The sequence below is a fragment of the Actinotalea sp. JY-7885 genome (assembly GCF_014525465.1).
In the GTDB taxonomy this organism is placed as follows: domain Bacteria; phylum Actinomycetota; class Actinomycetes; order Actinomycetales; family Cellulomonadaceae; genus Actinotalea.
On the sequence record NZ_JACEXH010000031.1, the window covers coordinates 1 to 22,197 of the forward strand.

Below are 22,197 nucleotides of genomic sequence, written 5' to 3' on the forward strand. Positions count from 1 at the left end.
AGCGGACGCCGAGCAGCGGCGGAGCGGCGCGCCGGCCGGGCGCGGACCCGCGTACCGGTGGGGTGCGGGAGCGGGAGCGGGTCGGGCATCGGTCCGGGGCGTCGCGGCGGCGTCGTCATGCCCGCGACGGTGCCGTGGACGCGCGCCGCCGTGGGGGCGGGACCCTCGGGCCTGTGGACCGGGCGCGGGTGGCCGGCCTGGGGATCCGGCGGACGGCGAGACCAGGCACCGGTCGCGGCGGCCCGTCCGTGGTCGGGTACGATGGTCGTCGCACCCGGTCCGCCGGGTGACATCGCGCGCCACCAGCCCCCATCGGACCTGTCCGGCCGGGGGTGCGTGTGCCGACGACGGTCCGGATCTGCTCGTCCAGCACCAGTGCCAGCTCACGCCGGCACGCCGGTGGGCAGCCCGGTGTCGGTACCGCGTGGCGCCAGGGGCGTCCGGTCACCCGGCCGGCGCCGACAACCGGATTGCGGACCGCGCCGTGTGCGCGCGGCCCGCCTGCATTCGCGCGACCCCGACGGGTCGCGCCGGAAGGACGTGCCATGGCCGTCGTGACCATGCGCCAGATGCTCGAGAGCGGTGTCCACTTCGGGCACCAGACCCGCCGCTGGAACCCGAAGATGAAGCGGTTCATCCTCACCGAGCGCAACGGCATCTACATCGTCGACCTCCAGCAGTCGCTGGGTTACATCGACCGCGCCTACGAGTTCGTCAAGGAGACGGTCGCCCACGGCGGGACGATCCTCTTCGTCGGCACCAAGAAGCAGGCGCAGGAGCCCGTCGCCGAGCAGGCCGCGCGCGTCGGCATGCCGTACGTGAACCAGCGCTGGCTCGGTGGCATGCTCACCAACTTCCAGACGGTCAACAAGCGGCTCCAGCGCCTCAAGGAGCTCGAGGAGATCGACTTCGACGACGTCGCGGGCAGCGCCTTCACCAAGAAGGAGCTCCTGATCATGCGTCGCGAGCGCGACAAGCTCTCGAAGACGCTCGGCGGCATCCGCGACATGGCGAAGGTCCCCTCCGCCGTGTGGATCGTCGACACGAACAAGGAGCACCTCGCCGTCGACGAGGCGCGCAAGCTCGGCATCCCGGTCGTCGCGATCCTCGACACGAACTGCGACCCGGACGTCGTCGACTACCAGATCCCGGGCAACGACGACGCGATCCGCGCCGTCACGCTGCTGACGCGGGTCATCGCGGACGCCGCGGCGGAGGGCCTCATCGCCCGCCACTCGAGCCGGACGGGCGCCACCGAGGGTGCGCCGGCCGTCGAGGCCGAGCCGCTCGCCGAGTGGGAGCGCGAGCTCCTCGCCGGTGCCGGCGACGCCGGTGCCGAGGTGCAGACGGAACCCAAGGTCGCCGAGCGCGGGGACCACCACGAGCCGAGCAGCGCCGTCGTGTCCGACGACCTGCCGGCGACGGCCGAGGCCGCCGCGGCCGAGGTGGAGAGCCCGGTCGAGGCGATCGGCACCACGGAGCAGGGTGCGCCCACCGGCCAGGACGCGGCCCCCGCGGCCGAGGTCGAGGGTGTCTCCGAGCTCGCCGCCGACCTCGCCGCGGACGACAGCGCCAAGTGACCACCGTCCCGGGCGCCGCGAGGCGCCCGGGACACCGCCGACAGACAAGAGGACTACTCCATGGCGAACTACACCGCCGCTGACATCAAGGCCCTGCGCGAGCGCACCGGCGCCGGCATGCTCGACGTCAAGAAGGCGCTCGACGAGGCCGACGGTGACGCCGAGAAGGCGCTCGAGATCATCCGCGTCAAGGGCCTCAAGGGCGTGAGCAAGCGCGAGGGCCGGGCCGCGTCCGACGGCCTCGTCGCCGCCGAGGTCGTCGACGGTCCGCAGGGCCAGACGGGTGTGCTCATCGAGCTCAACTCCGAGACGGACTTCGTCGCGAAGAACGACACCTTCCTCGCGCTCGCCCAGAAGGTCCTCGCCGCCGCGGTGGCCGCGGGCACCGACGACGTCGCCGCGGTCCTCGCGTCGACGATCGACGGCCGCACGGTCTCCGAGACCATCGACGAGACGGCCGCGACGCTGGGCGAGAAGGTCGTCCTGCGCCGCATCGCGCGGGTCACCGCGCCGGTGGTCAGCGTGTACCTGCACAAGGTCAACAAGGACCTCCCGGCCCAGGTCGGCGTCCTGCTCGGCACGGACGAGGCGGGCGCGCCCGTCGCGCGCGACATCGCGATGCACATCGCGGCGTTCTCGCCGACGTACCTCACGCGCGACGAGGTCCCGGCCGAGACGGTCGAGGCCGAGCGCCGCATCTCCGAGGAGACGGCGCGCAACGAGGGCAAGCCGGAGGCCGCGCTCGGCAAGATCGTCGAGGGTCGCCTCAACGGCTTCTTCAAGGAGAACGTGCTGCTCGACCAGGCGTACGCCAAGGAGAACAAGAAGTCGGTGGGCCAGGTGCTGACCGAGGCCGGTGGCACGGCCACGGGCTTCGCCCGCTTCCGCGTCGGAGCCTGACCCACGGTGCCCACGCGGCCCGCCGTCCGAGCCCTGCTCGGTGGCGCGGGCCGCGTGGGCACACCCGTACGACCCGCCGGGTCCCGCTGCGCCGGGGCTTCGCGGTGGCACGACCCCGACACCCCTGTGCCGGGCCGGGACGCGACGTTGGAGGACCTGTGAACGTGACCCCCGCTCCCGTGACCGTGGTCGTCCCCGACGACCACGTGGCAGACCAGCCCGCGCGGCGCGTGCTCCTCAAGCTCTCGGGCGAGACCTTCGGCGGCGGCACGATCGGCCTCGCGCCGGACGTCGTGCGCCGGGTGGCCGTGGAGATCGCCGAGGCGGTCCGCTCCGGCGTCCAGGTCGCGATCGTCGTCGGGGGAGGCAACTTCTTCCGCGGCGCCGAGCTGTCGCAGAGCGGCCTCGACCGGGCCCGCGCCGACTACATGGGCATGCTCGGCACGGTCCTCAACTGCCTGGCCCTGCAGGACTTCCTGGAGCAGGCCGGGGTCAGCACGCGCGTGCAGACCGCCATCGCCATGGGGCAGGTCGCCGAGCCGTACATCCCGCTGCGTGCGATCCGGCACCTCGAGAAGGGCCGCGTCGTGATCTTCGGCGCGGGCGCCGGCATGCCGTACTTCTCGACCGACACGGTCGCCGTGCAGCGCGCGCTCGAGACGCACTGCCAGGAGGTGCTCATGGGCAAGAACGGCGTCGACGGCGTCTACTCGGCGGACCCGCGCACCGACCCGGCGGCGGTGCGGCTCGAGGAGCTGACCTACACCCAGGCGCTGGTCGAGGGCCTCGAGGTCATGGACGCCACCGCGCTGAGCCTGTGCCGTGACAACGACGTGCACATGCGCGTGTTCGGCATGGGTGAGGCGGGCAACGTCACCCGTGCGCTGAGGGGTGAGAGGATCGGGACGCTGCTCACCGCGGGCTGAGCGTCCTTCCGACGCGCCCGAGCCCGCGCGGCACCGGCCCACCGCACGACCCGAAGACCGACAGGACGAAGGAGCACCAGTGATCGACGACACCCTCCTCGAGGCCGAGGAGAAGATGGACAAGGCGATCGAGGTCGCGAAGGAGGATTTCGCGACCATCCGCACCGGCCGTGCGAACGCCGCGATGTTCACGAAGATCGTCGTCGACTACTACGGTGCGCCGACGCCGCTGCAGCAGCTCGCGTCGTTCACGACGCCCGAGGCACGCACGATCATCGTCTCCCCGTTCGACCAGTCCTCGCTGGGCAACATCGAGCGTGCGCTGCGCGACTCGGACCTGGGCGTGAACCCGAGCAACGACGGCAAGATGATCCGGATCGTCCTGCCGCAGCTGACGCAGGAGCGGCGCCGCGACTACGTCAAGCTCGCCAAGACCAAGGCGGAGGACGCGCGCGTCTCGGTGCGCAACATCCGTCGTCGCGCCAAGGAGGAGCTGGACCGCATCGTCAAGGACGGCGAGGCGGGCGAGGACGAGGTGCAGCGGGCGGAGAAGGAGCTCGAGGCGCTCACGAAGCGCCACACGGACCTCATCGACCAGATCCTCGCGGCCAAGGAGAGCGAGCTGCTCGAGGTCTGATGGGTGAGTCAGCCGGTCTCGAGGCGCACCCGCGCGCTGTGACGAGCACACCGCGCGCCGGACGCGACCTGCCCCTCGCCGTCGGCGTGGGGCTGGCGCTGCTGGCGGCGGTCGCGGGGTCTCTGCTCTTCCGCAAGGAGGGCTTCATCCTCCTCGCGGCCGTCGCCTGCGGCCTGGCGCTGTGGGAGCTCGCGCACGCCTTCCTGCGGCGCGGCATCCACCTGCCGCTCCTGCCGCTGCTCGTCGGCCTCGCGGGCATCCTCGTCTCGTCCTACACGGCGGGCGCCGAGGCGCTGCTGGTCTCGTTCATGCTCACGGTCGGCGGCGTCGTCGTCTGGCGCGTGCTCGACGGGTCGGGGCCCGCGGCGCTGCGGGATGCGTCGGCGGGGGCGTTCGCCGCCGCGTACATCCCCTTCATGGCCGGCTTCGTCATGCTGATGCTCGCGGAGCCGGACGGCGCCGGCCGGGTCGCGCTCTTCGTGCTCCTCGCCGTGGCCAACGACACCGGCGGCTACATCGCGGGCGTCCTGGCGGGCCGGCACCCCCTGGCGCCCTCGGTCAGCCCGAAGAAGTCGTGGGAAGGGCTGGCCGGGTCGCTCCTGCTCGCGAGCGGCGTCGGCGCCGCGGGGATGCACCTGTTCCTCGACGCGTCGCCGGCCTTCGGCATCGTCCTGGGCGTGGCGGCGGTGCTGACCGCGACGCTCGGCGACCTGGCCGAGTCGCTCATCAAGCGCGACCTGGCGCTCAAGGACATGGGTCGGCTGCTGCCCGGCCACGGCGGCGTCCTGGACCGCCTGGACTCCATGCTGCTCACGGCGCCGCTCGTGTACCTCCTCCTCCTCGTGGCGTTGCCTGCCGGCGGCGTCGCGGCCTGACAGACTGCTGGTGACATGACCGAGGTACGACCGGGCTCCGACGGACGCCCGCCCCTGACCCTGACGATGGCCGCGCCGCGCCGCGGCAAGCCGCCGCAGCACTTCGCCGACCTCGCACCCGAGCAGCGTGGGCCTGCCGTCGCCGCGCTCGGCGAGAAGCCGTTCCGGGCCAAGCAGCTCGCGACGCACTACTACACGCACCTGACGAGCGACCCCGCGGACATGACGGACCTGCCGCAGGCGGGCCGCCAGGAGCTCGTCGAGCGCCTGTTCCCGACCCTGCTGCGGCCCATCCGCACCCTCGAGGCGGACGGCGGCACGACGGTCAAGACGCTGTGGCGCCTGTACGACGACGTCAAGGTCGAGTCCGTCCTCATGCGCTACCCCGGGCGCTCCACGCTGTGCGTCTCGAGCCAGGCGGGGTGCGGCATGGCGTGCCCGTTCTGCGCGACCGGGCAGCAGGGCCTGACCCGCAACCTCTCGACGGCGGAGATCGTCGAGCAGGTCCGGCTCGCCGCCCGGGCGCTGAGCCGCGGCGAGATCGCCGGCGGCCCCGGGCGCCTGACGAACCTGGTGTTCATGGGCATGGGGGAGCCCCTGGCGAACTACCGCGTCGTGGTGGACGCGGTGCGGCGGTTCGTCGCGCCCGCCCCGGACGGCTTCGGGCTCTCGGCGCGCAACGTGACCGTCTCGACCGTCGGGCTCGTGCCGGCGATCGACAAGCTCGCCAAGGAGGGCATCCCGGTCACGCTCGCCCTGTCGCTCCACGCCCCGGACGACGCGCTGCGCAGCGAGCTGGTGCCCATCAACACGCGCTGGACGGTCGACGAGGCGCTCGACGCCGCGCGCCGGTACTTCGACGCGACCGGCCGGCGGGTGAGCATCGAGTACGCCCTGATCAAGGACATGAACGACCACGCCTGGCGCGCCGACCTGCTGGGGGAGAAGCTCACGGCCCGCGGCAAGGGCTGGGTGCACGTCAACCCCATCCCGCTCAACCCGACGCCGGGCTCGATCTGGACGGCCAGCGAGCGCGACGTCGAGGCGGAGTTCGTGGCGCGTCTGCGCCGGCACGGCATCCCCACGACGGTGCGGGACACACGCGGTAGCGACATCGACGGGGCGTGCGGTCAGCTCGCCGCCGAGGAGGTCTCATGACGAGGGCCATGTTCCGGACCGCCGGGAGGCTGCGCTCGGGGTACGAGCCGCACCAGGTCGACGAGTTCTTCACGCGCGCCCGCAGCGCGTACGACGGCGACCCCAAGGAGCCGATGTCGGGAGCCGACGTGCGGCGCGCGGCCTTCGACCTCGTCCGCGGCGGGTACGTGACCTCCTCGGTGGACGCGGCCCTGGACCGCCTGGAGCGGGCCTTCGCGGTGCGCCAGCGCCAGGAGTTCGTCGCCGCCCACGGCCAGCAGGCGTGGATGGAGCACCTCGCCGCCCAGGCCCGCACCCTCTACGGGCGACTCTCGCGGCCCGACGGGGAGCGGTTCGCGCCGGCGGCGCGCGGCGTGCAGGGCTACCGGCCCGAGGACGTCGACGAGCTGTGCCGCCGCCTGGTGGACTACTTCGACCACGGCCAGAGCCTGACGTCCGAGGAGCTCCGCACGGCCACGTTCCGCCCGGCGCGGGGTGCCAAGGCCTACGCGGAGGGGCCGGTCGACGCCTTCGTCGAGCGCGCGGTCGAGGTGCTCCTCGGCGTCGAGTGACGCGCGCGCCGCGCAGGCGCGCCGCCCGCCGGCCCCGGCCTGGGAGACTGGGCGCGTGATGCGCACCGTGACACTGCTCGGCTCGACCGGATCCATCGGGACGCAGGCGGTCGACGTCGTGCGACGCCACCCGGACCGGTTCCAGGTGGTCGGGCTCAGTGCGGGCGGCAGCGACCCCCGGGCGCTCGCCGACCAGGTGCTGACCCTCGGCGTGACCGCCGTGGCCGTCGCCGACCCGGGGGCGGGGTTCCGCGTGCTCGAGGAGGTCACCCGGCTGGCCGCCGAGCGCGGCGTCCCCGCCGTCGGCCTCGAGCTGCTCACCGGACCCGACGCGGCGACGACCCTCGCGGGCCGCGGTGCCGACGTCGTGCTCAACGGGATCACGGGCTCCGTCGGCCTCGGGCCGACGCTCGCGGCGCTCGAGGCGGGCAGCACGCTCGCGCTCGCCAACAAGGAGTCGCTCGTCGTCGGCGGCGCGCTCGTCCGGGCCGCGCAGCGGCGGCCCGACCAGGTGGTCCCGGTGGACTCCGAGCACTCCGCGATCGCCCAGTGCCTGCGCTCGGGCAGCCGGGCGGAGGTGCGCCGGCTCGTCCTGACGGCGTCGGGCGGGCCGTTCCGCGGTCGCAGCCGCGACGAGCTCAAGCCCGTCTCGCCGCAGGAGGCGCTCGCCCACCCGACCTGGAGCATGGGCCCCGTCGTGACGATCAACTCGGCGACGCTGATGAACAAGGGCCTCGAGCTCATCGAGGCCCACCTGCTCTTCGACGTGCCGGTGGACGACATCACGGTCGTGGTGCACCCGCAGTCGGTGGTCCACTCGATGGTCGAGTTCGTCGACGGCTCGACGATCGCCCAGGCCTCCCCGCCGGACATGCGGCTGCCGATCGCGCTGGGGCTGTCCTGGCCGGACCGGCTGGACCCCGTGACGCCGCCGTGCGACTGGTCGGCGCCCACGGCGTGGACCTTCGAGCCGCTCGACGACGAGGTGTTCCCGGCGCTGCGCCTCGCGCGCGACGCGGTCGCCGCGTCCCCGACGCACCCCGCGGTGCTCAACGCCGCCAACGAGGAGTGCGTCGAGGCGTTCCTGGCCGGGCGCATCGGGTTCCTCGACATCGTCGACACCGTCGCGCGCGTCGTCGGCGAGCACGACGGGCGGGCGGAGCCGACCCTCGCGGACGTCCTCGACGCCGAGCGCTGGGCGCGCGCCCGCACCCACGAGCTGCTCGCCCGGCGCTGAGGCGGGCGGGTCTCAGGCCCGCGCCCGCCCGGCGCTCACGAGCGCGTCCGGCGGTGGTGCACGACGAGCGCCGCGACGCAGGCCAGCACGCCGAGGCCGAGCGGGACGCTCACCGCGACGAGGCCGGCGACCGAGGTGGTCACGTTCGCCACGGCGAGCGCCAGGAGCGTCAGCCACAGCACGGGACGCAGCACGCCGTCGCGTCGCGGCGCGGCGGCCAGGGGAGCGGTGCCGTGCTGGGCTGTGGTGAGGGTGTCGAGGTCGTTCACGGGGTTCTCCTGAGGTCGTCTGGCTGGTACCGACCACGCTAGGTGGGGCGGGGCGGCGCTACGATCCAGCCCGCGCCCGGACCGTGGTGCAGCAGGCTGCACCTTCTGCCCGCCGCCGCTCCGCGGCGCCGCGTGTGGCCTAGGGTCGGCGCTCGGAGGAGGTGGCCATGGACCAGCACGCCCGCTCGCGCGGCCGGGTCGCCCGGACCCTGGACGCGCTGGAAGACCTCGTCGGCGGGCTCGCGACCGGCGTGCTCGCGTTCCTGGCGCTCCTCTGGCTCGCGGCCACCGCCGTGCTGTGCCTGGTGGGTGTCGGTGTGGTGCTCGCCCCGAGCGCGCTGCGCGGCGTGCGCGCCGTGGCCGACCGCGAGCGTGCGCGGCTGTCGCTCACGGGTGACGCCCTCGTCGGTCCGGGAGCGGTGCCCGCAGGGCTGCGCGCCGCGCTCGCCGACCGGGACGTGCGGCGCGAGATCGCGTGGGTGGCGCTGCACGCGACGGTCGGCCTGGGACTGGGGCTCGTGGGCATCACCATCCCGTTCAGCGCGGTGCGGGACGTCACGTTCCCGCTGTGGTGGCGCGCCGTCGAGGCCGAGGCGGCGAACGGGACCATGACCTACCTCCGGGTGCACGACGACGGTGACGCTCTCCTCGTGGCACTCATGGGCCTGGCGTGGGTGGTCGCCGCGTTCGTGCTGCTGCCCGTGCTCGCGCGGATCCAGGCGTGGCCCGGCCGGCGCCTGCTGCCCGCGGGACCGGGCGCCGACCTCGCGCTGCGCGTCGTGCAGCTCACGGCCACCCGTGCGGCCGCGCTGGACGCGCACGTCGCCGAGCTGCGCCGGATCGAGCGTTCCCTGCACGACGGGACCCAGAACCGGCTGGTCGCCGTCACGGTGCTCCTCGGGGCGGCCCGCCGAGCCCTCGAGCGCGACCCCGCCGACGCCGTCGCGATCCTCGAGCGCGCCCAGGGCGCCGCGGAGGACGCGCTCGCGGACCTGCGGGGCGTCGCCCGGAGCATCCTGCCGCCCGTGCTGACCGACAGGAGCCTCGCGGACGCCCTCACCGGGCTCGCCTCGTCCAGCGCCGTCCCGTGCGCCCTGGAGGTCGACCTGCCGGTGCGGTGCGCGGCCTCGGTCGAGGCGACGGCGTACTTCGCGGTCGCGGAGGCGCTGACGAACGTCGCCAAGCACAGCGCGGCGCGCGCCGTGACCGTCGACGTCGGCCTCGCCGGCGACCGGCTCCGGGTGCGGGTGCGCGACGACGGCGTCGGCGGCGCCGACGAGGGCGCGGGCTCCGGCGTCGCCGGCATCCGGCGCCGCGCTGAGGCGCACGACGGCGTGCTCACGCTGACCAGCCCGCCCGGCGGGCCGACCACCCTGGAGGTGACCCTGCCGTGCGGATCGTGATCGGTGAGGACGACGCGCTGCTGCGCGAGGGACTGGCGCTCCTGCTGCGCGCGGAGGGGGTCGACGTCGTCGCGACGGCGGCCGACGCGCAGGAGCTCCTCGCGGCCGTGGCGGAGCACGAGCCCGACGTCGCCATCGTCGACGTCCGCATGCCCCCGACGCACACGGACGAGGGGATCCGCGCCGCGGTCGAGGCGCGCCGCCGCCGCCCGGGCCTCGCGGTGCTCGTCCTGTCGGCGTACGTCGAGCAGGCCTTCGCCACGGACCTGCTGGTCCACGGCGGCGCGGGCCTCGGCTACCTGCTCAAGGAGCGCGTCGGCCGCGTCGAGGAGTTCCTCGCCGCGCTGCACCGCGTGGCCGGCGGGGGCACGGCGATCGACCCCGAGGTCGTCGCCCAGCTCCTGACGCGGACGCGGTCGGACCCGCGGCTGGACCGCCTCAGCACCCGGGAGCGCGAGGTGCTCGCGGTGATGGCCGAGGGGCTGGGCAACAGCGCCATCGCGGCGCGGCTCTTCGTCACGGAGGGAGCCGTGCACAAGCACATCCGCAGCATCTTCGCGAAGCTCGACCTGCCGCCCGACGACGAGGCGGACCGCCGGGTCACCGCGGTCCTGCGCTACCTCGAGGACGCGCAGCGCCGCGTGTGAGTGCCGGAGCCCCACCGGCCGGGGCAGGGCGCTACGGTGCCGAGGAGCTCGACCCACACCCCTGCGGAGGCTGACGTGAGCACACCGACCGTGACCGTGACCCGGCTCCAGAACTTCGTCGGCGGACAGCACGTCCCAGCGCTGGGCGGGCGCACGAGCGACGTCGTGGACCCGGTGACCGAGGAGGTCTATGCCACGGCGCCCGTCTCGGACGCGGCCGACGTCGACGCCGCCCTCCGCGCCGCGGCGGTGGCGTTCGAGGGCTGGCGGGACGCCACGCCGGCCGAGCGGCAGCTCGCCCTGCTGCGGGTCGCGGACGCGGTGGAGCGGCGCGCGGACGACTTCGTGCGCGCGGAGTCGCGCAACACCGGCAAACCCCTCGCCCTGACGGTCACCGACGAGGTGCCGCCCTGCGTGGACCAGCTCCGGTTCTTCGCGGGGGCCGCGCGGATGCTCGACGGCGTCAGCGCTGGGGAGTACCTCGCGGGCCACACGTCCTGGGTCCGGCGCGAGCCGATCGGCGTCGTCGGGCAGGTCACGCCGTGGAACTACCCCCTGATGATGGCCGTGTGGAAGGTCGCCCCGGCGCTCGCCGCGGGGAACACCGTCGTGCTCAAGCCGTCCGACACCACGCCGGTGAGCACCCTGCTCCTGGCCGAGGTCGCGGCGGAGTTCCTGCCGCCGGGCGTCCTGAACGTCGTGTGCGGCGACCGTGACACGGGCCGCGCGCTCGTGGAGCACGACATCCCCGCGATGGTCTCGATCACCGGCTCGGTGCGTGCCGGCACCGAGGTGGCGGGCGCCGCGGCGCGCGACCTCAAGCGGGTCCACCTCGAGCTCGGGGGCAAGGCGCCCGTGGTCGTCTTCGGCGACGCCGACGTCGCCGCGGCGGCGGCCGGCATCGCGAGCGCCGGCTTCTACAACGCCGGGCAGGACTGCACGGCCGCGACCCGGGTGCTCGTGCACGAGTCGGTGCACGCCGACTTCGTCGCCGCGCTCGCCGAGCAGGCGCGCGGGACGCGCACGGGGCGCCCGGACGAGGACGTCGCCTTCGGACCCGTGAACAACTCGGTGCAGCTCGCCCGCGTCAGGGGCTTCCTCGAGCGGCTGCCCGACCACGCCGAGGTGGTCGCCGGCGGGCGGCGCCAGGGCGACGTCGGCTGGTTCCACGAGGCGACGGTCGTCGACGGCCTGCGCCAGGACGACGAGGCGGTCCAGGACGAGATCTTCGGTCCGGTCATCACGGTGCAGACGTTCCGCGACGAGTCCGAGGCGCTCGCCCTGGCGAACGGCGTGCGGTACGGCCTGGCGAGCTCGGTCTGGACCAAGGACCACGCGACCGCCCTGCGCATGTCGCGTGCGCTCGACTTCGGCTGCGTGTGGATCAACACCCACATCCCGTTCGTGGCCGAGATGCCGCACGGCGGGTTCAAGCACTCGGGCTACGGCAAGGACCTGTCGGTGTACGGCTTCGAGGACTACACGCGGATCAAGCACGTGATGAGCGCGTTCGAGGCCTGACCTGGGGAATTCACCCACCGGGGCGGTCGACCCGGCCGCGGGCCGGGGTTACGGTCGCGACGTGGCCGAGGACGTTCTGGCGCGATGCCGCGGCACCCGATGACCTCCCCCCGGGCGAGTGCCGGGGCGGAGCACGCCCCCGACCTCGGTGCGGTGGTGCGCGGGAACCTGCAGCAGCAGAGCCGCTACGTCATCGCGATCGCGATCGCGATCGGGATCCCGACGATGGTGGTCGTCGCGCTCACCGCGCCGGAGCCGGACCCCGTGGTCCGCTACGGCTACCCGCCGGTCATCGCCTACCTGCTCGTGTACGCCTGGGTCCTGGTGCGCCGCCCCGCGATGGCGGTCCCGTTCTCGCGCATCACGCTCGTGCTCTTCGAGCTGGCCTGGATCACGACCATGGCCGCGGGCCTCGCCCGCGCGTCGGACCTCGACGCCGCCTGGGCGGCGCTCTTCCCGCTGTTCTTCCTCAGCATGGTCATCTTCCTGATCGTGGGCTACCTGTTCTTCTCGGCCCGCCAGGGCGCGGTGCATGCCGGGGCGGTCGTGCTGGCCGTGTTCGCCGCGGGGTCCGCCGGTGCGCTCGCGGCCGACGACGGTGCCCGCCTGGTCCCGCACGTGCTGCGCTACTGCATCTACCTGGCCGTGATCGCCGTGCTGCTCCTGGTGCTGTCCCAGGCCAAGACCCGGCTCGCGCTCGCCCTCGTCGCGGCGCAGCAGGCGCGCGCCGAGGTCAGCGAGATGCGGGACATGGCCTACCTCGACGCGCTCACCGGCGTCGCGAACCGTCGTCGGCTCGTGGAGGAGCTGTCCTTCCGGTCCTCGCGCGTCGGCCCCGGGTACCCCGTCGCGCTCGTCTACTTCGACCTCGACAGGTTCAAGTCCATCAACGACGACCACGGCCACGCGGTGGGCGACGACGTCCTGCGCCGGGTCGCGAGCCTGGCGAGCGGCGTGGCCGGGCGCGACGCCGTCGTCGGGCGCCTGGGCGGCGAGGAGTTCGTCGTCGTCGCGCCGGGGGCCACCCACGCCGACGCCCTCGACCTCGCCGAGAGGCTGCGCCAGTCGTTGCCGCGCGAGGTCGGCGCGGACCTCGGCGTGCCCGTGACCGCCAGCTTCGGCGTCTCGATGCTGCGGCCGGGGGAGAGCGCCTCCGTCGCGCTCGCCCGGGCCGACGAGCTCATGTACGACGCGAAGGCCGGCGGCCGGGACCGCGTCGTCGGCGGGGCGATGGCCTGAGCGTCAGTGCTCGCCGACCAGCACCCGCTCGAGGACGTCGAGCGCGTCCGCGAGCAGCGCGCGGTCGATGACGAGCGGGGGCAGGAGCCGGACCACGTTGCCGTACGTGCCGCAGGTCAGGACCAGGACGCCGTCGGCGGCGCAGGCCGCCGCGACGCGCGCCGCCTCGGCCGGGTCGGGCTCCAGCGTCCCGGGCCGGACGAGCTCGACGGCCAGCATCGCGCCGCGGCCCCGCACCTCGGCGACCTGCGGCGCCCGGGACGCGACCGCGCGCAGGCGCTCGGTCACGAGCTCGCCGATCCGCCGGGCCGCGGCGGGCAGGTCCGCCGCCTCGTAGGCCTCGATCGTCGCGAGCGCCGCGGCGCACGCGATCGGGTTGCCGCCGTACGTGCCGCCGAGACCGCCGGCGTGGACGGCGTCCATGAGCTCGGCGCGGCCGGTCACGGCCCCGAGCGGCAGGCCGCCCGCGATGCCCTTGGCCATCGCGACGAGGTCCGGCACGACGCCCTCGTGCTCGCACGCGAACATCGCGCCGGTCCGCGCGAACCCGGTCTGGACCTCGTCGGCGACGAGCAGCACCCCGTGCTCGCGGCACCAGCGCGCGAGGGCGGGCAGGAAGCCCGGCGCCGGCACGACGAACCCGCCCTCGCCCAGGACGGGCTCGACGACGACGCAGGCCACCTGGTCGGCGCCGACCTGCTTCTCCAGGACCGCCACGGCGCGGGCGGCCGCCTCCTCGCCCGTGACCGGCACCGGCTCGCGGAGGGGGTAGGAGGCGGGTACCCGGTACACCTCGCCGGCGAACGGGCCGAAGCCCGTCTTGTAGGGCATCGCCTTGGACGTCATGGCCATCGTGAGGTTCGTGCGCCCGTGGTAGGCGTGGTCGAGCACGACGACGGCGTCGCGCCCGGTGGCCCGGCGGGCGACCTTGACCGCGTTCTCGACCGCCTCGGCGCCCGAGCTCACCAGGACGGTCCGCTTGGCGTGGTCACCCGGCGTGAGGCGGGCGAGCGCCTCGCACACGGCGACGTACTCCTCGTAGGGCGCGACCATGAAGCACGTGTGGGTGAAGTCCGCGGCCTGCCGCGCGACGGCGCTCACCACGCCGGGCGACGCGTTGCCGACGGACGTCACGGCGATGCCCGAGGCGAGGTCCACGAACGTGTTGCCGTCGACGTCCACCACGACACCGCCGCCGGCGCGGTCGACGTAGACCGGCAGGGCGCTGCTCACGCCGGCCGCGACGGCCGCGGCGCGCCGGCGCGTGAGCTCGCGCGACCGCGGCCCGGGCACCTCAGTCACCAGGCGGCGCACCTGCGGCAGGTCCGGCGGGTGCAGGGCGGACAGATCGGGCCAGGCGGTGTCGGGCGCGGCGGCGGGTCCCATGCGGCGATGCTAGGGCCGTGGGGCGTGCGGCGACGGTCCCCGCGCGGGGCATGATGGTGTCCGAACCCACGGAAGGCGGCTCATGGAGTACGTGATCGGTCTGGTCGTGCTGCTCGTCGGGCTCCTGGTCTCGATCGCGCTGCACGAGGTCGGGCACCTGGTGCCCGCCAAGCGCTTCGGCGTCCGCGTGCCCACCTACATGGTCGGCTTCGGCCCGACCCTGTGGTCCCGGCGCCGCGGCGAGACCGAGTACGGGCTCAAGGCGATCCCGCTCGGTGGGTACGTCCGGCTCGTCGGCATGTTCCCCCCGGCCGACGTCGTGGGTGCCAAGCCCCGCCCCGGCCGCATCGGCGAGCTCGTCACCGCGGTGCGCGAGCAGAGCGCCGAGGAGGTGCTGCCGGGCGAGGAGCACCGGGCCTTCTACCGGCTGAGCACGCCCAAGAAGCTCGTGGTCATGCTCGGCGGACCGGTGATGAACTTCCTCATCGCGGCCGTCGTCCTGACCGTCGCGTACGCCGGCATCGGCCTCCCCGGCCTGACCACGACCGTGGGCGTCGTCGGCGACTGCGTGCGACCGATCGATCAGGAGGAGTGCGCGCCGGGGGACCCGGCCGTCCCCGCGGCCCAGGCCGGCCTCGAGGAGGGCGACGTCCTCGTCTCCCTCGACGGGCAGCCCCTCGCGTCGTGGCAGGACTTCCAGGACGCGGTGCGCGGGACCGACGGCTCGCCCGTGCCGCTCGTCGTCGAGCGCGACGGGCGCGAGACGACGCTCGAGCTGACCCCCGTGCTGGCCGAGCGGCCGGTCGTCGACGAGGTCACGGGCGAGGTGGTGACCGACGAGGCCGGCGACGTCGTGACGCACGAGGTCCGCTACGTGGGGCTGAGCCCGACCGTCGACCTCGTGCGCGAGCCGCTCAGCGCGGTGCCGGCACGGATCGGCGAGGTGTTCACCGGCACGGCCGAGGTGGTGCTGACCCTGCCCGCGCGGGTGTGGGACGTGGTGCTCGCCGTGACCGGCGTGCAGGAGCGGGACCAGACGTCGATCGTCGGCCCGGTGGGCGTCGGTCGCCTCGCGGGCGAGGTGACGGCCGCGGACGCCGACCCGCTGTGGCAGGTCTCGACGCTGCTGTCGATCGTCGGCTCGCTCAACATGGCGCTGTTCGTGTTCAACCTCATCCCGCTGCTGCCGCTCGACGGCGGGCACGTCGCGGGCGCCCTGTGGGAGGGCGGCAAGCGGCAGGTCGCCCGCCTGCGCGGGCTGCCCCGCCCGGCGCCGGCCGACGTCGCCCGGATGATGCCCGTCGCGTACGGCGTCTTCGCGCTGCTCGCCGTCATGGGCGTGCTCCTGGTCTACGCCGACCTCGTGGTGCCGGTCACGCTCGGCTGACGCGTGCGCCGCGGAGGCCGACGACCCCCGCGCGGGGGGATACTGGGACGGTGAGCATCCCTATCAGCCTCGGCATGCCTGAGGCGCCGCCGCCCGTCCTGGCCCCGCGTCGCCCGACCCGCAAGATCAAGGTCGGCACGCTCGCGGTCGGCGGCGACGCGCCCGTGTCCGTGCAGTCGATGACGACGACGCGCACGTCCGACATCAACGCCACCCTCCAGCAGATCGCGGAGCTCACGGCGTCCGGCTGCGACATCGTGCGGGTCGCGTGCCCCACCGAGGACGACGCGGCGGCGCTGCCGATCATCGCGAGGAAGTCGCAGATCCCCGTCATCGCCGACATCCACTTCCAGCCGAAGTACGTGTTCGCGGCGATCGACGCCGGCTGCGCGGCCGTCCGGGTCAACCCGGGCAACATCCGCAAGTTCGACGACCAGGTCGGCGCCATCGCCCAGGCCGCCAAGGACGCGGGGACATCGATCCGGATCGGCGTGAACGCCGGCTCGCTCGACAAGCGCCTGCTCGAGAAGTACGGCAAGGCGACGCCCGAGGCGCTGGTCGAGTCCGCCGTGTGGGAGGCGTCCCTCTTCGAGGAGCACGACTTCCACGAGTTCAAGATCTCGGTCAAGCACAACGACCCCGTCGTCATGGTGCGTGCCTACGAGCTGCTGTCCGAGCGCGGCGACTGGCCGCTGCACCTCGGGGTGACCGAGGCGGGTCCGGCGTTCCAGGGCACCATCAAGTCGGCGACCGCGTTCGGCGCGCTGCTGAGCAAGGGCATCGGGGACACGATCCGGGTCTCCCTGTCCGCGCCGCCGGTCGAGGAGGTCAAGGTCGGGATCCAGATCCTCCAGGCCCTGAACCTGCGGCCGCGCAAGCTCGAGATCGTCTCCTGCCCGTCCTGCGGGCGGGCCCAGGTCGACGTCTACACCCTCGCCGAGCGCGTCACGGCCGGGCTCGAGGGCCTCGAGGTGCCGCTGCGCGTCGCCGTCATGGGCTGCGTCGTCAACGGTCCGGGCGAGGCCCGCGAGGCCGACCTGGGGGTGGCGTCCGGCAACGGCAAGGGGCAGATCTTCGTCAAGGGCGAGGTCGTCAAGACCGTCCCCGAGGCGATGATCGTCGAGACGCTGATCGAGGAGGCGATGCGCATCGCCGAGTCGATGGAGCCGTCCGAGGGTGGCGCCCCCGTCGTCTCGGTGTCCTGAGCGGCTGCGCTCCGGCGCCGGCCGGGGCGCCATGGTGCACAATCGCCGCATGGTCCGAGGCCGCGCCGACGTGAGGCCCGCCGTGGTCACCGACGTCGACCTGCGCGCGGCCGCAGCGCTGTGCGCGCTCGACCCGGTGGCGACGGTGCTCGCGGCCTCGCGGATCGAGCTCGCGCTCGCCGCCGGGAGCGTGCGCGGCGGCTCGGCCCTGTGGGGCGTCGAGCGCGGCGGGCGGCTCGTCGCGCTGTGCTGGGCCGGCGCCAACGTCGTCCCGGTCTGCGACCCCGCCGACGACCAGGCCCTCGACGCCTTCGCCGCGACGGCGCTGCGCCAGGGGCGCCGGTGCTCGTCGATCGTCGGGCCGGCGGGCGCCGTGCTCGGGCTCTGGGAACGGCTCGAGCGCTCCTGGGGACCGGCGCGCGACGTCCGCGCCGCGCAGCCGTCCATGGTGATCGACCACCCGCCGCTCGTGGCGCCGGACCCCCGCGTGCGCCGCGGCAGCCCGCACGAGCTGCCGCTGCTCCTGCCCGCGTGCGTGCAGATGTTCGTCGAGGAGGTCGGCTACTCGCCCCTGCTGGGCAGCCCCGGCGCCTACGAGGCGCGCGTGCGCGGGCTGCTCGAGGAGGGCCGGTCCTTCGTCCGCCTCGACGAGGGCCCCCGCGGCCCGGAGGTGGCCTTCAAGGCCGAGCTCGGGGCCGTGAGCTCGGGCGTCGCGCAGGTGCAGGGCGTCTGGGTACCCCCCGACCGCCGCCGCCAGGGCCTCGCGGCGCACGGCATGGCCGCCGTCGTGCAGCAGACGCTGAGCACCGTCGCGCCGCTCGTCTCCCTGTACGTGAACGACTACAACGCCCCCGCACTGGCCACCTACGAGCGCGTGGGCTTCCGCCAGGTCGGCACCTACGCCACGGTCCTCTTCTAGCCCGCACCCTCCCGCCCCCTCCGCGCCACCGCGCCCACCTGCCCCGCACGCGCGGATGTTCGGATGCGCACATCGGTGCGTGTGGCCACGTACGGATCGCCTCCAGGTGCGCGGATGCGCGCGGGCGCCGTCCACAGGCGGCATGCGCGGGGCGCGTCCACCGGCCCGCGGGTCCGTGCGGCGGGCGGCCGCGTCCCTCGCCGAGCCTGGGCTCATGACCGACACCCTCCTGCCGGCGGAGCTGCACAGCATCGCCGCGACCCATGACGGCGTCCTGCGGCGCTCGCACCTGCTCGCCGCCGGCCTCACGGCGCGCGACATCACGTCGGCCGTCCGGGCGGGACGTGTCGTGAGGCTGTACCGCGACACCTACCGCCTGCCGGCCGCCGACGACGGTCCTGGGGCCGACTTCCTCGCGACGACCGTCGCCGTGCGTCAGCGGCACCCGGACCGCGTGCTCACCGGTGTCGCGGCCGTCGCGGCGCTGGGGCTGCCCGTCTTCGGACGACCGCGGCACGTCCCCGTCGTCCACGACCCGCGCGGCGGTGCGTCGGCCCGTTCGGTGACGCGCACGGTGGCACCCCCGCCGGCGGACCAGCTGGTCCGGCTGCCGACCGGGCTCGTGGCCGGACCTGCCCGCGCGGCCCTGGACGCGGCGCGCCTGGACGGCGTCGTGGCCGGCGTCGTCGCGGCGGACGCGGCGTTGCGCGCCGGCATGACGACCCACGGCGAGCTCGGTCGCGTGCTGGCGAGCATGAGCGGGCTCCTCGGCGTCCACCACGCCCGGCGCTGCGCGGACCTCGCATCGGCCGGGTCGGCCAGCCCGGGGGAGTCGTGGAGTGCGGTCGTCCTGGACACCTACGGCATGCCCCGCGCGGAGCGCCAGGTCGCGCTCCACGACGAGCGCGGCCTCATCGGCGTCGTGGACTTCCTGTGGTCCGGAGCGGCAGTGGTCGGGGAGTTCGACGGCCGGGTGAAGTACGGCCGCACCAACCCGTCCGGCCGTCCGCCCGAGGAGGTCCTGTGGGACGAGAAGGTCCGGGAGGACCGCCTCCGGTCGCGGGGATACGCCGTCGTGCGCTGGACGACGGCGGACCTGCGCGCGCCCGAGCACTGGATCACCCGGCTCCGGCGGTCGTTGGGCGCGTGAGCCCAGCCCGTTGCGTACATCCGGACACCTGGAGGCGTTCCGTACGCGGCCAGCTGGTCACTTGTGCGCGTCCGAACATCGGGACGGGCGGGGCGGCGGGACGGGCGGGGCGGGGAGGCGGTGAGGGCCGGCGGGCGGGGTCGGCCGGTGGTCCGGCCGGGCTGCGCCGGGGCGGGGGTCAGCGGAGGAGGCGGCTCATGCGGCGGTCGGCCAAGGGCTTGCCGCCCGTCTGGCACGTGGGGCAGTACTGGAGGGAGGAGTCCGCGAACGAGACCTCGCGGACGGTGTCGCCGCACACGGGGCAGGTCTCGCCGGTCCGGCCGTGCACCTGCATGCCGCGCCGCTTGGCGTCCTTGAGCTCCGCGGCGGGGCGCCCGCTCGCGGCGTCCAGCGCGCCCGCGAGCACCTCCCGGATCGTGCGGTGCAGCAGCGCGACGTCCTCGGCGTCCAGCGAGCGGCTCAGCGCGAAGGGGCTCATCTGCGCGGCGTGCAGGATCTCGTCGGAGTACGCGTTGCCGATGCCGGCGATCTGGCGCTGGTCGCGCAGCAGGCCCTTGAGCTGCTGGTTGCGCGCGCTGAGCAGCTCGCCCAGCCGCTCGGGCGTGAACTCGTCCGACGTCGGCTCCACGCCGAGGGTCGCGACCATCTCCACCTGCTCGGGGTCGGCGACGACGTGGACGGCGAGGCGCTTGCGGGTCCCGGCCTCGGTGAGGTCGAAGCCCGCGCCGTCGTCGAGACGCACCCGGAGCGCGATCGGCGACTTCCCGGGCCGGAGCACCGTGCGCGGCACCTCGTCGTACCAGCGGACCCAGCCCGCGCGCGAGAGGTGCCACAGCAGGTGCGGGCCGTCGACGGTCGCCAGGTCCAGCCACTTGCCGTGCCGGCCCACCCCGGCGACCTCCCGGCCCACCAGCTCCGACGGCGCCGAGGAGAAGGTCTTCAGCGCGCTGATGGCGCCCACCTCGACGCCCGCGACGGTGCGACCACCGGCGCGCGACGTGAGGAACCGGGCCAGGGCCTCGATCTCGGGCAGCTCGGGCACCAGCCCATGGTGCCCGCTCGGGAGCCCGACGGGAACCGCAGCGCCCGCCACTAGGCTGACCGCATGCTCCTGCGGATGTCGACCCTGTTCGTGCGCACCCTCCGGGAGGACCCGGCCGACGCCGAGGTCCCCAGCCACCGGCTGCTGGTCCGGGCGGGCTACATCCGCCGCGCCGCCCCCGGGATCTACACCTGGCTCCCGCTGGGTCTGCGGGTCCTGCGCAAGGTCGAGCAGGTCGTGCGCGAGGAGATGGACGCGATCGGCGCCCAGGAGGTGCACTTCCCGGCGCTCCTGCCGCGGGAGCCGTACGAGGCGACGGGTCGCTGGACCGAGTACGGGCCGAACGTCTTCCGCCTCAAGGACCGCAAGGACGCGGACTACATGCTCGCGCCCACCCACGAGGAGGTCTTCACCCTCCTCGTCAAGGACCTGTACTCCTCCTACAAGGACCTGCCGCTCGCGCTCTACCAGATCCAGACCAAGTACCGCGACGAGGCCCGGCCGCGCGCCGGCCTGCTCCGGGGCCGCGAGTTCGTCATGAAGGACGCGTACTCGTTCGACGTCGACGACGCCGGGCTGGAGGCCTCCTACCACCGCCACCGCGAGGCCTACCTGCGGATCTTCGCGCGGCTCGGGATGGACGTGGCCGTCGTGGCCGCGATGTCCGGTGCGATGGGCGGGTCGCGGTCGGAGGAGTTCCTCATGCCGACGCCGATCGGGGAGGACACCTTCGTGCGCTCGCCCGGGGGCTACGCGGCGAACGTCGAGGCGGTCACGACGCCCGTCCCCGACGCTGTGCCGTACGACGACGCCCCCGCGGCGCACGTGGAGGACACGCCCGACACGCCCACCATCGCGACGCTCGTCGACGTCGCGAACGAGCGCTTCCCGCGGCCCGACCGCCCGTGGACGGCCGCCGACACGCTCAAGAACGTCGTCGTCGTGCTCGAGCAGCCCGACGGCGAGCGCGAGGTGGTCGTCATCGGGCTGCCGGGAGACCGCGAGGTCGACCTCAAGCGCCTTGAGGCCGCCGTCTCGCCGGCCGAGGTGGCGACGGCGACCGAGGCGGACTTCGCCCGGCACCCCGAGCTGGTCAAGGGCTACATCGGCCCCGGCGTGCTCGGCCGGGCCAACACGGGCCGCGAGGACGCGATCCGCTACCTGCTCGACCCGCGTGTGGTCGAGGGGACCCGGTGGATCACGGGCGCCGACGCGCCCGGGCGGCACGTCTTCGACCTGGTCGCGGGCCGCGACTTCACGGCCGACGGCGTCGTCGAGGCCGCCGAGGTGCGCGCCGGCGACCCAGCCCCCGACGGCTCGGGCCCGCTCGAGCTCGCGCGCGGGATCGAGATGGGCCACATCTTCGCGCTCGGCCGCAAGTACGCGGACGCGCTCGGCCTCAAGGTGCTCAACGAGAACGGCAAGGCCGTCACCGTGACGATGGGCTCCTACGGGGTCGGCGTCTCGCGGGCCGTGGCGGCGCTCGCCGAGACGAACCACGACGACGCCGGCCTCGCGTGGCCGGCGACCGTCGCACCGGCCCACGTGCACCTCGTCGCGACCGGCAAGGACGCGGCGGTCTTCGCCGCGTGCGAGGAGCTCGCCGCGGACCTGCACGGCCGGGGCGTCGAGGTGCTCTACGACGACCGGCCCAAGGTCTCGCCCGGCGTGAAGTTCGCCGACGCCGAGCTGCTCGGCCTGCCGGTGCTCGTCGTGGTCGGTCGCGGGCTCGCGGAGGGCAACGTCGAGGTTCGCCTGCGCCGCGGGGCCGATGCCGGGCTCGCGGCGGGGGAGCGGCCGCAGGCGCAGCAGGTGCCCGTCGGGGACGTCGCCGCCTACGTCGCGGACCTGGTCGCCGGGCTGCTCGAGCGCTGACCGGCCGGCGTCGCCCGCCTCAGGCGAGCTGCTCCGGCAGGCCGGGGAAGGCGGGCACCACGCCGGTGAGCGCCGTGGTCGCGCGCGCCGCGGCGAGCAGGGCGTCCACGAGCACGGTCCGCGCCTGGGGGGCGGCCTGGGCGACCAGCGACGCGTACGACGCCGTGAGGCGCTCCTGGAGGCCCGCCAGCTCGGCGTCGACGGCGGCGGGGTCGCTCGCGGCGTCGAGCAGCGCGGGCGGCAGGCCGTAGGCGACGCGCCGGGGGTCGCTGTCCGTCGCGGCGACGCCC

Annotated in this window: 20 protein-coding genes and 1 pseudogene; 17 read left to right on the top strand and 4 right to left on the bottom strand. The window is 74.6% G+C overall.

Annotation, left to right across the window (positions count from 1 at the left end; all coding sequences use genetic code 11):
- Positions 1-545 precede the first annotated feature (545 nt).
- The 8 genes from rpsB (at position 546) to dxr (ending at position 7,864) form a co-directional block, all read left to right on the top strand.
- Positions 546-1,580, top strand: a complete 1,035-nt coding sequence (gene rpsB / locus IDM29_RS04740) for a 30S ribosomal protein S2 (RefSeq protein ID WP_182113569.1) — start codon at positions 546-548, stop codon at positions 1,578-1,580.
- Positions 1,581-1,640: 60 nt separating this feature from the next.
- The gene (tsf, locus tag IDM29_RS04745; protein WP_182113570.1) at positions 1,641-2,480 is read left to right on the top strand and encodes a translation elongation factor Ts; all 840 of its coding nucleotides are present in this window, start codon (positions 1,641-1,643) and stop codon (positions 2,478-2,480) included.
- A gap of 164 nt (positions 2,481-2,644) precedes the next feature.
- On the top strand, positions 2,645-3,406 hold the full coding sequence (gene pyrH, locus IDM29_RS04750; protein ID WP_255491813.1) for a UMP kinase: 762 nt from the start codon (positions 2,645-2,647) through the stop codon (positions 3,404-3,406).
- A 79-nt stretch (positions 3,407-3,485) separates the two neighbouring features.
- A complete protein-coding gene (gene frr / locus IDM29_RS04755; protein WP_182113571.1) occupies positions 3,486-4,043 on the top strand; it encodes a ribosome recycling factor in 558 nt (185 codons plus the stop codon).
- Entirely contained in the window at positions 4,043-4,918 is an 876-nt protein-coding gene (locus IDM29_RS04760) for a phosphatidate cytidylyltransferase (RefSeq protein ID WP_182113572.1), read from the top strand. The genes frr and IDM29_RS04760 overlap by 1 nt, the downstream gene beginning before the upstream one ends.
- Before the next feature lie 66 nt (positions 4,919-4,984).
- Positions 4,985-6,076 carry a 23S rRNA (adenine(2503)-C(2))-methyltransferase RlmN gene (rlmN, locus tag IDM29_RS04765; RefSeq protein ID WP_182114091.1) on the top strand — a complete coding sequence of 364 codons (1,092 nt, stop codon included), beginning with the start codon at positions 4,985-4,987 and terminating at the stop codon, positions 6,074-6,076.
- Entirely contained in the window at positions 6,073-6,627 is a 555-nt protein-coding gene (locus IDM29_RS04770; protein ID WP_182113573.1) for a DivIVA domain-containing protein, read from the top strand. The genes rlmN and IDM29_RS04770 overlap by 4 nt, the downstream gene beginning before the upstream one ends.
- Before the next feature lie 58 nt (positions 6,628-6,685).
- Positions 6,686-7,864, top strand: coding sequence for a 1-deoxy-D-xylulose-5-phosphate reductoisomerase (gene dxr, locus IDM29_RS04775; RefSeq protein ID WP_182114092.1), 1,179 nt, complete (start codon positions 6,686-6,688; stop codon positions 7,862-7,864).
- Positions 7,865-7,899: 35 nt separating this feature from the next.
- Here the strand turns inward: dxr and IDM29_RS04780 are convergent, their stop codons facing one another.
- Positions 7,900-8,133, bottom strand: a complete 234-nt coding sequence (locus IDM29_RS04780) for a hypothetical protein (RefSeq protein ID WP_182114357.1) — start codon at positions 8,131-8,133, stop codon at positions 7,900-7,902.
- A gap of 167 nt (positions 8,134-8,300) precedes the next feature.
- Here IDM29_RS04780 and IDM29_RS04785 point away from each other — a divergent pair, with 167 nt between their 5' ends.
- The 4 genes from IDM29_RS04785 to IDM29_RS04800 all read left to right on the top strand — a co-directional run bounded on the left by IDM29_RS04785 (position 8,301) and on the right by IDM29_RS04800 (position 12,943).
- Positions 8,301-9,536: a sensor histidine kinase gene (locus IDM29_RS04785; RefSeq protein ID WP_182113574.1), complete on the top strand. Its 1,236-nt coding sequence runs from the start codon at positions 8,301-8,303 to the stop codon at positions 9,534-9,536.
- Positions 9,524-10,183 (top strand): response regulator transcription factor, encoded by a 660-nt coding sequence (locus tag IDM29_RS04790; protein WP_182113575.1) that lies wholly within the window; start codon positions 9,524-9,526, stop codon positions 10,181-10,183. Before IDM29_RS04785 ends, IDM29_RS04790 begins: the two co-directional genes overlap by 13 nt.
- A gap of 75 nt (positions 10,184-10,258) precedes the next feature.
- Positions 10,259-11,704: a gamma-aminobutyraldehyde dehydrogenase gene (locus IDM29_RS04795; RefSeq protein ID WP_370525840.1), complete on the top strand. Its 1,446-nt coding sequence runs from the start codon at positions 10,259-10,261 to the stop codon at positions 11,702-11,704.
- 84 nt (positions 11,705-11,788) lie between these two features.
- Entirely contained in the window at positions 11,789-12,943 is a 1,155-nt protein-coding gene (locus IDM29_RS04800) for a diguanylate cyclase (RefSeq protein WP_188037256.1), read from the top strand.
- Positions 12,944-12,946: 3 nt separating this feature from the next.
- On the opposite strand, the gene gabT is transcribed toward IDM29_RS04800, so the two are convergent.
- Positions 12,947-14,329 (bottom strand): 4-aminobutyrate--2-oxoglutarate transaminase, encoded by a 1,383-nt coding sequence (gabT, locus tag IDM29_RS04805; protein WP_182113577.1) that lies wholly within the window; start codon positions 14,327-14,329, stop codon positions 12,947-12,949.
- An 82-nt stretch (positions 14,330-14,411) separates the two neighbouring features.
- Here gabT and IDM29_RS04810 point away from each other — a divergent pair, with 82 nt between their 5' ends.
- The 4 genes from IDM29_RS04810 (at position 14,412) to IDM29_RS04825 (ending at position 18,990) form a co-directional block, all read left to right on the top strand.
- Positions 14,412-15,716 (top strand): RIP metalloprotease, encoded by a 1,305-nt coding sequence (locus tag IDM29_RS04810; protein WP_182113578.1) that lies wholly within the window; start codon positions 14,412-14,414, stop codon positions 15,714-15,716.
- Between the two features lie 74 nt (positions 15,717-15,790).
- The gene (gene ispG / locus IDM29_RS04815) at positions 15,791-16,921 is read left to right on the top strand and encodes a flavodoxin-dependent (E)-4-hydroxy-3-methylbut-2-enyl-diphosphate synthase (RefSeq protein WP_182114094.1); all 1,131 of its coding nucleotides are present in this window, start codon (positions 15,791-15,793) and stop codon (positions 16,919-16,921) included.
- Positions 16,922-16,970: 49 nt separating this feature from the next.
- Positions 16,971-17,840, top strand: coding sequence for a GNAT family N-acetyltransferase (locus IDM29_RS04820; protein ID WP_182113579.1), 870 nt, complete (start codon positions 16,971-16,973; stop codon positions 17,838-17,840).
- Positions 17,841-18,054: 214 nt separating this feature from the next.
- Positions 18,055-18,990 carry a type IV toxin-antitoxin system AbiEi family antitoxin domain-containing protein gene (locus IDM29_RS04825; RefSeq protein ID WP_182113580.1) on the top strand — a complete coding sequence of 312 codons (936 nt, stop codon included), beginning with the start codon at positions 18,055-18,057 and terminating at the stop codon, positions 18,988-18,990.
- A gap of 178 nt (positions 18,991-19,168) precedes the next feature.
- Here IDM29_RS04825 and IDM29_RS04830 read toward each other — a convergent pair whose 3' ends face one another.
- Positions 19,169-20,032 (bottom strand): Fpg/Nei family DNA glycosylase, encoded by an 864-nt coding sequence (locus IDM29_RS04830; protein ID WP_182113581.1) that lies wholly within the window; start codon positions 20,030-20,032, stop codon positions 19,169-19,171.
- Positions 20,033-20,095: 63 nt separating this feature from the next.
- Between IDM29_RS04830 and IDM29_RS04835 the strand changes: the two genes are divergently transcribed.
- Positions 20,096-21,907, top strand: a complete 1,812-nt coding sequence (locus tag IDM29_RS04835) for a proline--tRNA ligase (protein ID WP_182113582.1) — start codon at positions 20,096-20,098, stop codon at positions 21,905-21,907.
- Between the two features lie 19 nt (positions 21,908-21,926).
- Here the strand turns inward: IDM29_RS04835 and IDM29_RS04840 are convergent.
- Positions 21,927-22,197, bottom strand: a pseudogene (locus IDM29_RS04840) (DUF4439 domain-containing protein); the annotation flags it as partial.

What these genes read in the sequence shown, in the direction of transcription:
- rpsB (WP_182113569.1), top strand. Translation starts at nt 546, where the DNA reads ATGGCCGTCGTGACCATGCGCCAGATGCTCGAGAGCGGTGTCCACTTC.
- dxr (WP_182114092.1), top strand. Translation starts at nt 6,686, where the DNA reads ATGCGCACCGTGACACTGCTCGGCTCGACCGGATCCATCGGGACGCAG.
- IDM29_RS04770 (WP_182113573.1), top strand. Translation starts at nt 6,073, where the DNA reads ATGACGAGGGCCATGTTCCGGACCGCCGGGAGGCTGCGCTCGGGGTAC.
- IDM29_RS04820 (WP_182113579.1), top strand. Translation starts at nt 16,971, where the DNA reads ATGGTCCGAGGCCGCGCCGACGTGAGGCCCGCCGTGGTCACCGACGTC.
- IDM29_RS04810 (WP_182113578.1), top strand. Translation starts at nt 14,412, where the DNA reads ATGGAGTACGTGATCGGTCTGGTCGTGCTGCTCGTCGGGCTCCTGGTC.
- IDM29_RS04835 (WP_182113582.1), top strand. Translation starts at nt 20,096, where the DNA reads ATGCTCCTGCGGATGTCGACCCTGTTCGTGCGCACCCTCCGGGAGGAC.
- tsf (WP_182113570.1), top strand. Translation starts at nt 1,641, where the DNA reads ATGGCGAACTACACCGCCGCTGACATCAAGGCCCTGCGCGAGCGCACC.
- rlmN (WP_182114091.1), top strand. Translation starts at nt 4,985, where the DNA reads ATGGCCGCGCCGCGCCGCGGCAAGCCGCCGCAGCACTTCGCCGACCTC.
- IDM29_RS04800 (WP_188037256.1), top strand. Translation starts at nt 11,789, where the DNA reads ATGCCGCGGCACCCGATGACCTCCCCCCGGGCGAGTGCCGGGGCGGAG.
- ispG (WP_182114094.1), top strand. Translation starts at nt 15,791, where the DNA reads ATGCCTGAGGCGCCGCCGCCCGTCCTGGCCCCGCGTCGCCCGACCCGC.
- IDM29_RS04825 (WP_182113580.1), top strand. Translation starts at nt 18,055, where the DNA reads ATGACCGACACCCTCCTGCCGGCGGAGCTGCACAGCATCGCCGCGACC.
- IDM29_RS04785 (WP_182113574.1), top strand. Translation starts at nt 8,301, where the DNA reads ATGGACCAGCACGCCCGCTCGCGCGGCCGGGTCGCCCGGACCCTGGAC.
- gabT (WP_182113577.1), bottom strand. Translation starts at nt 14,329, where the DNA reads ATGGGACCCGCCGCCGCGCCCGACACCGCCTGGCCCGATCTGTCCGCC.
- IDM29_RS04760 (WP_182113572.1), top strand. Translation starts at nt 4,043, where the DNA reads ATGGGTGAGTCAGCCGGTCTCGAGGCGCACCCGCGCGCTGTGACGAGC.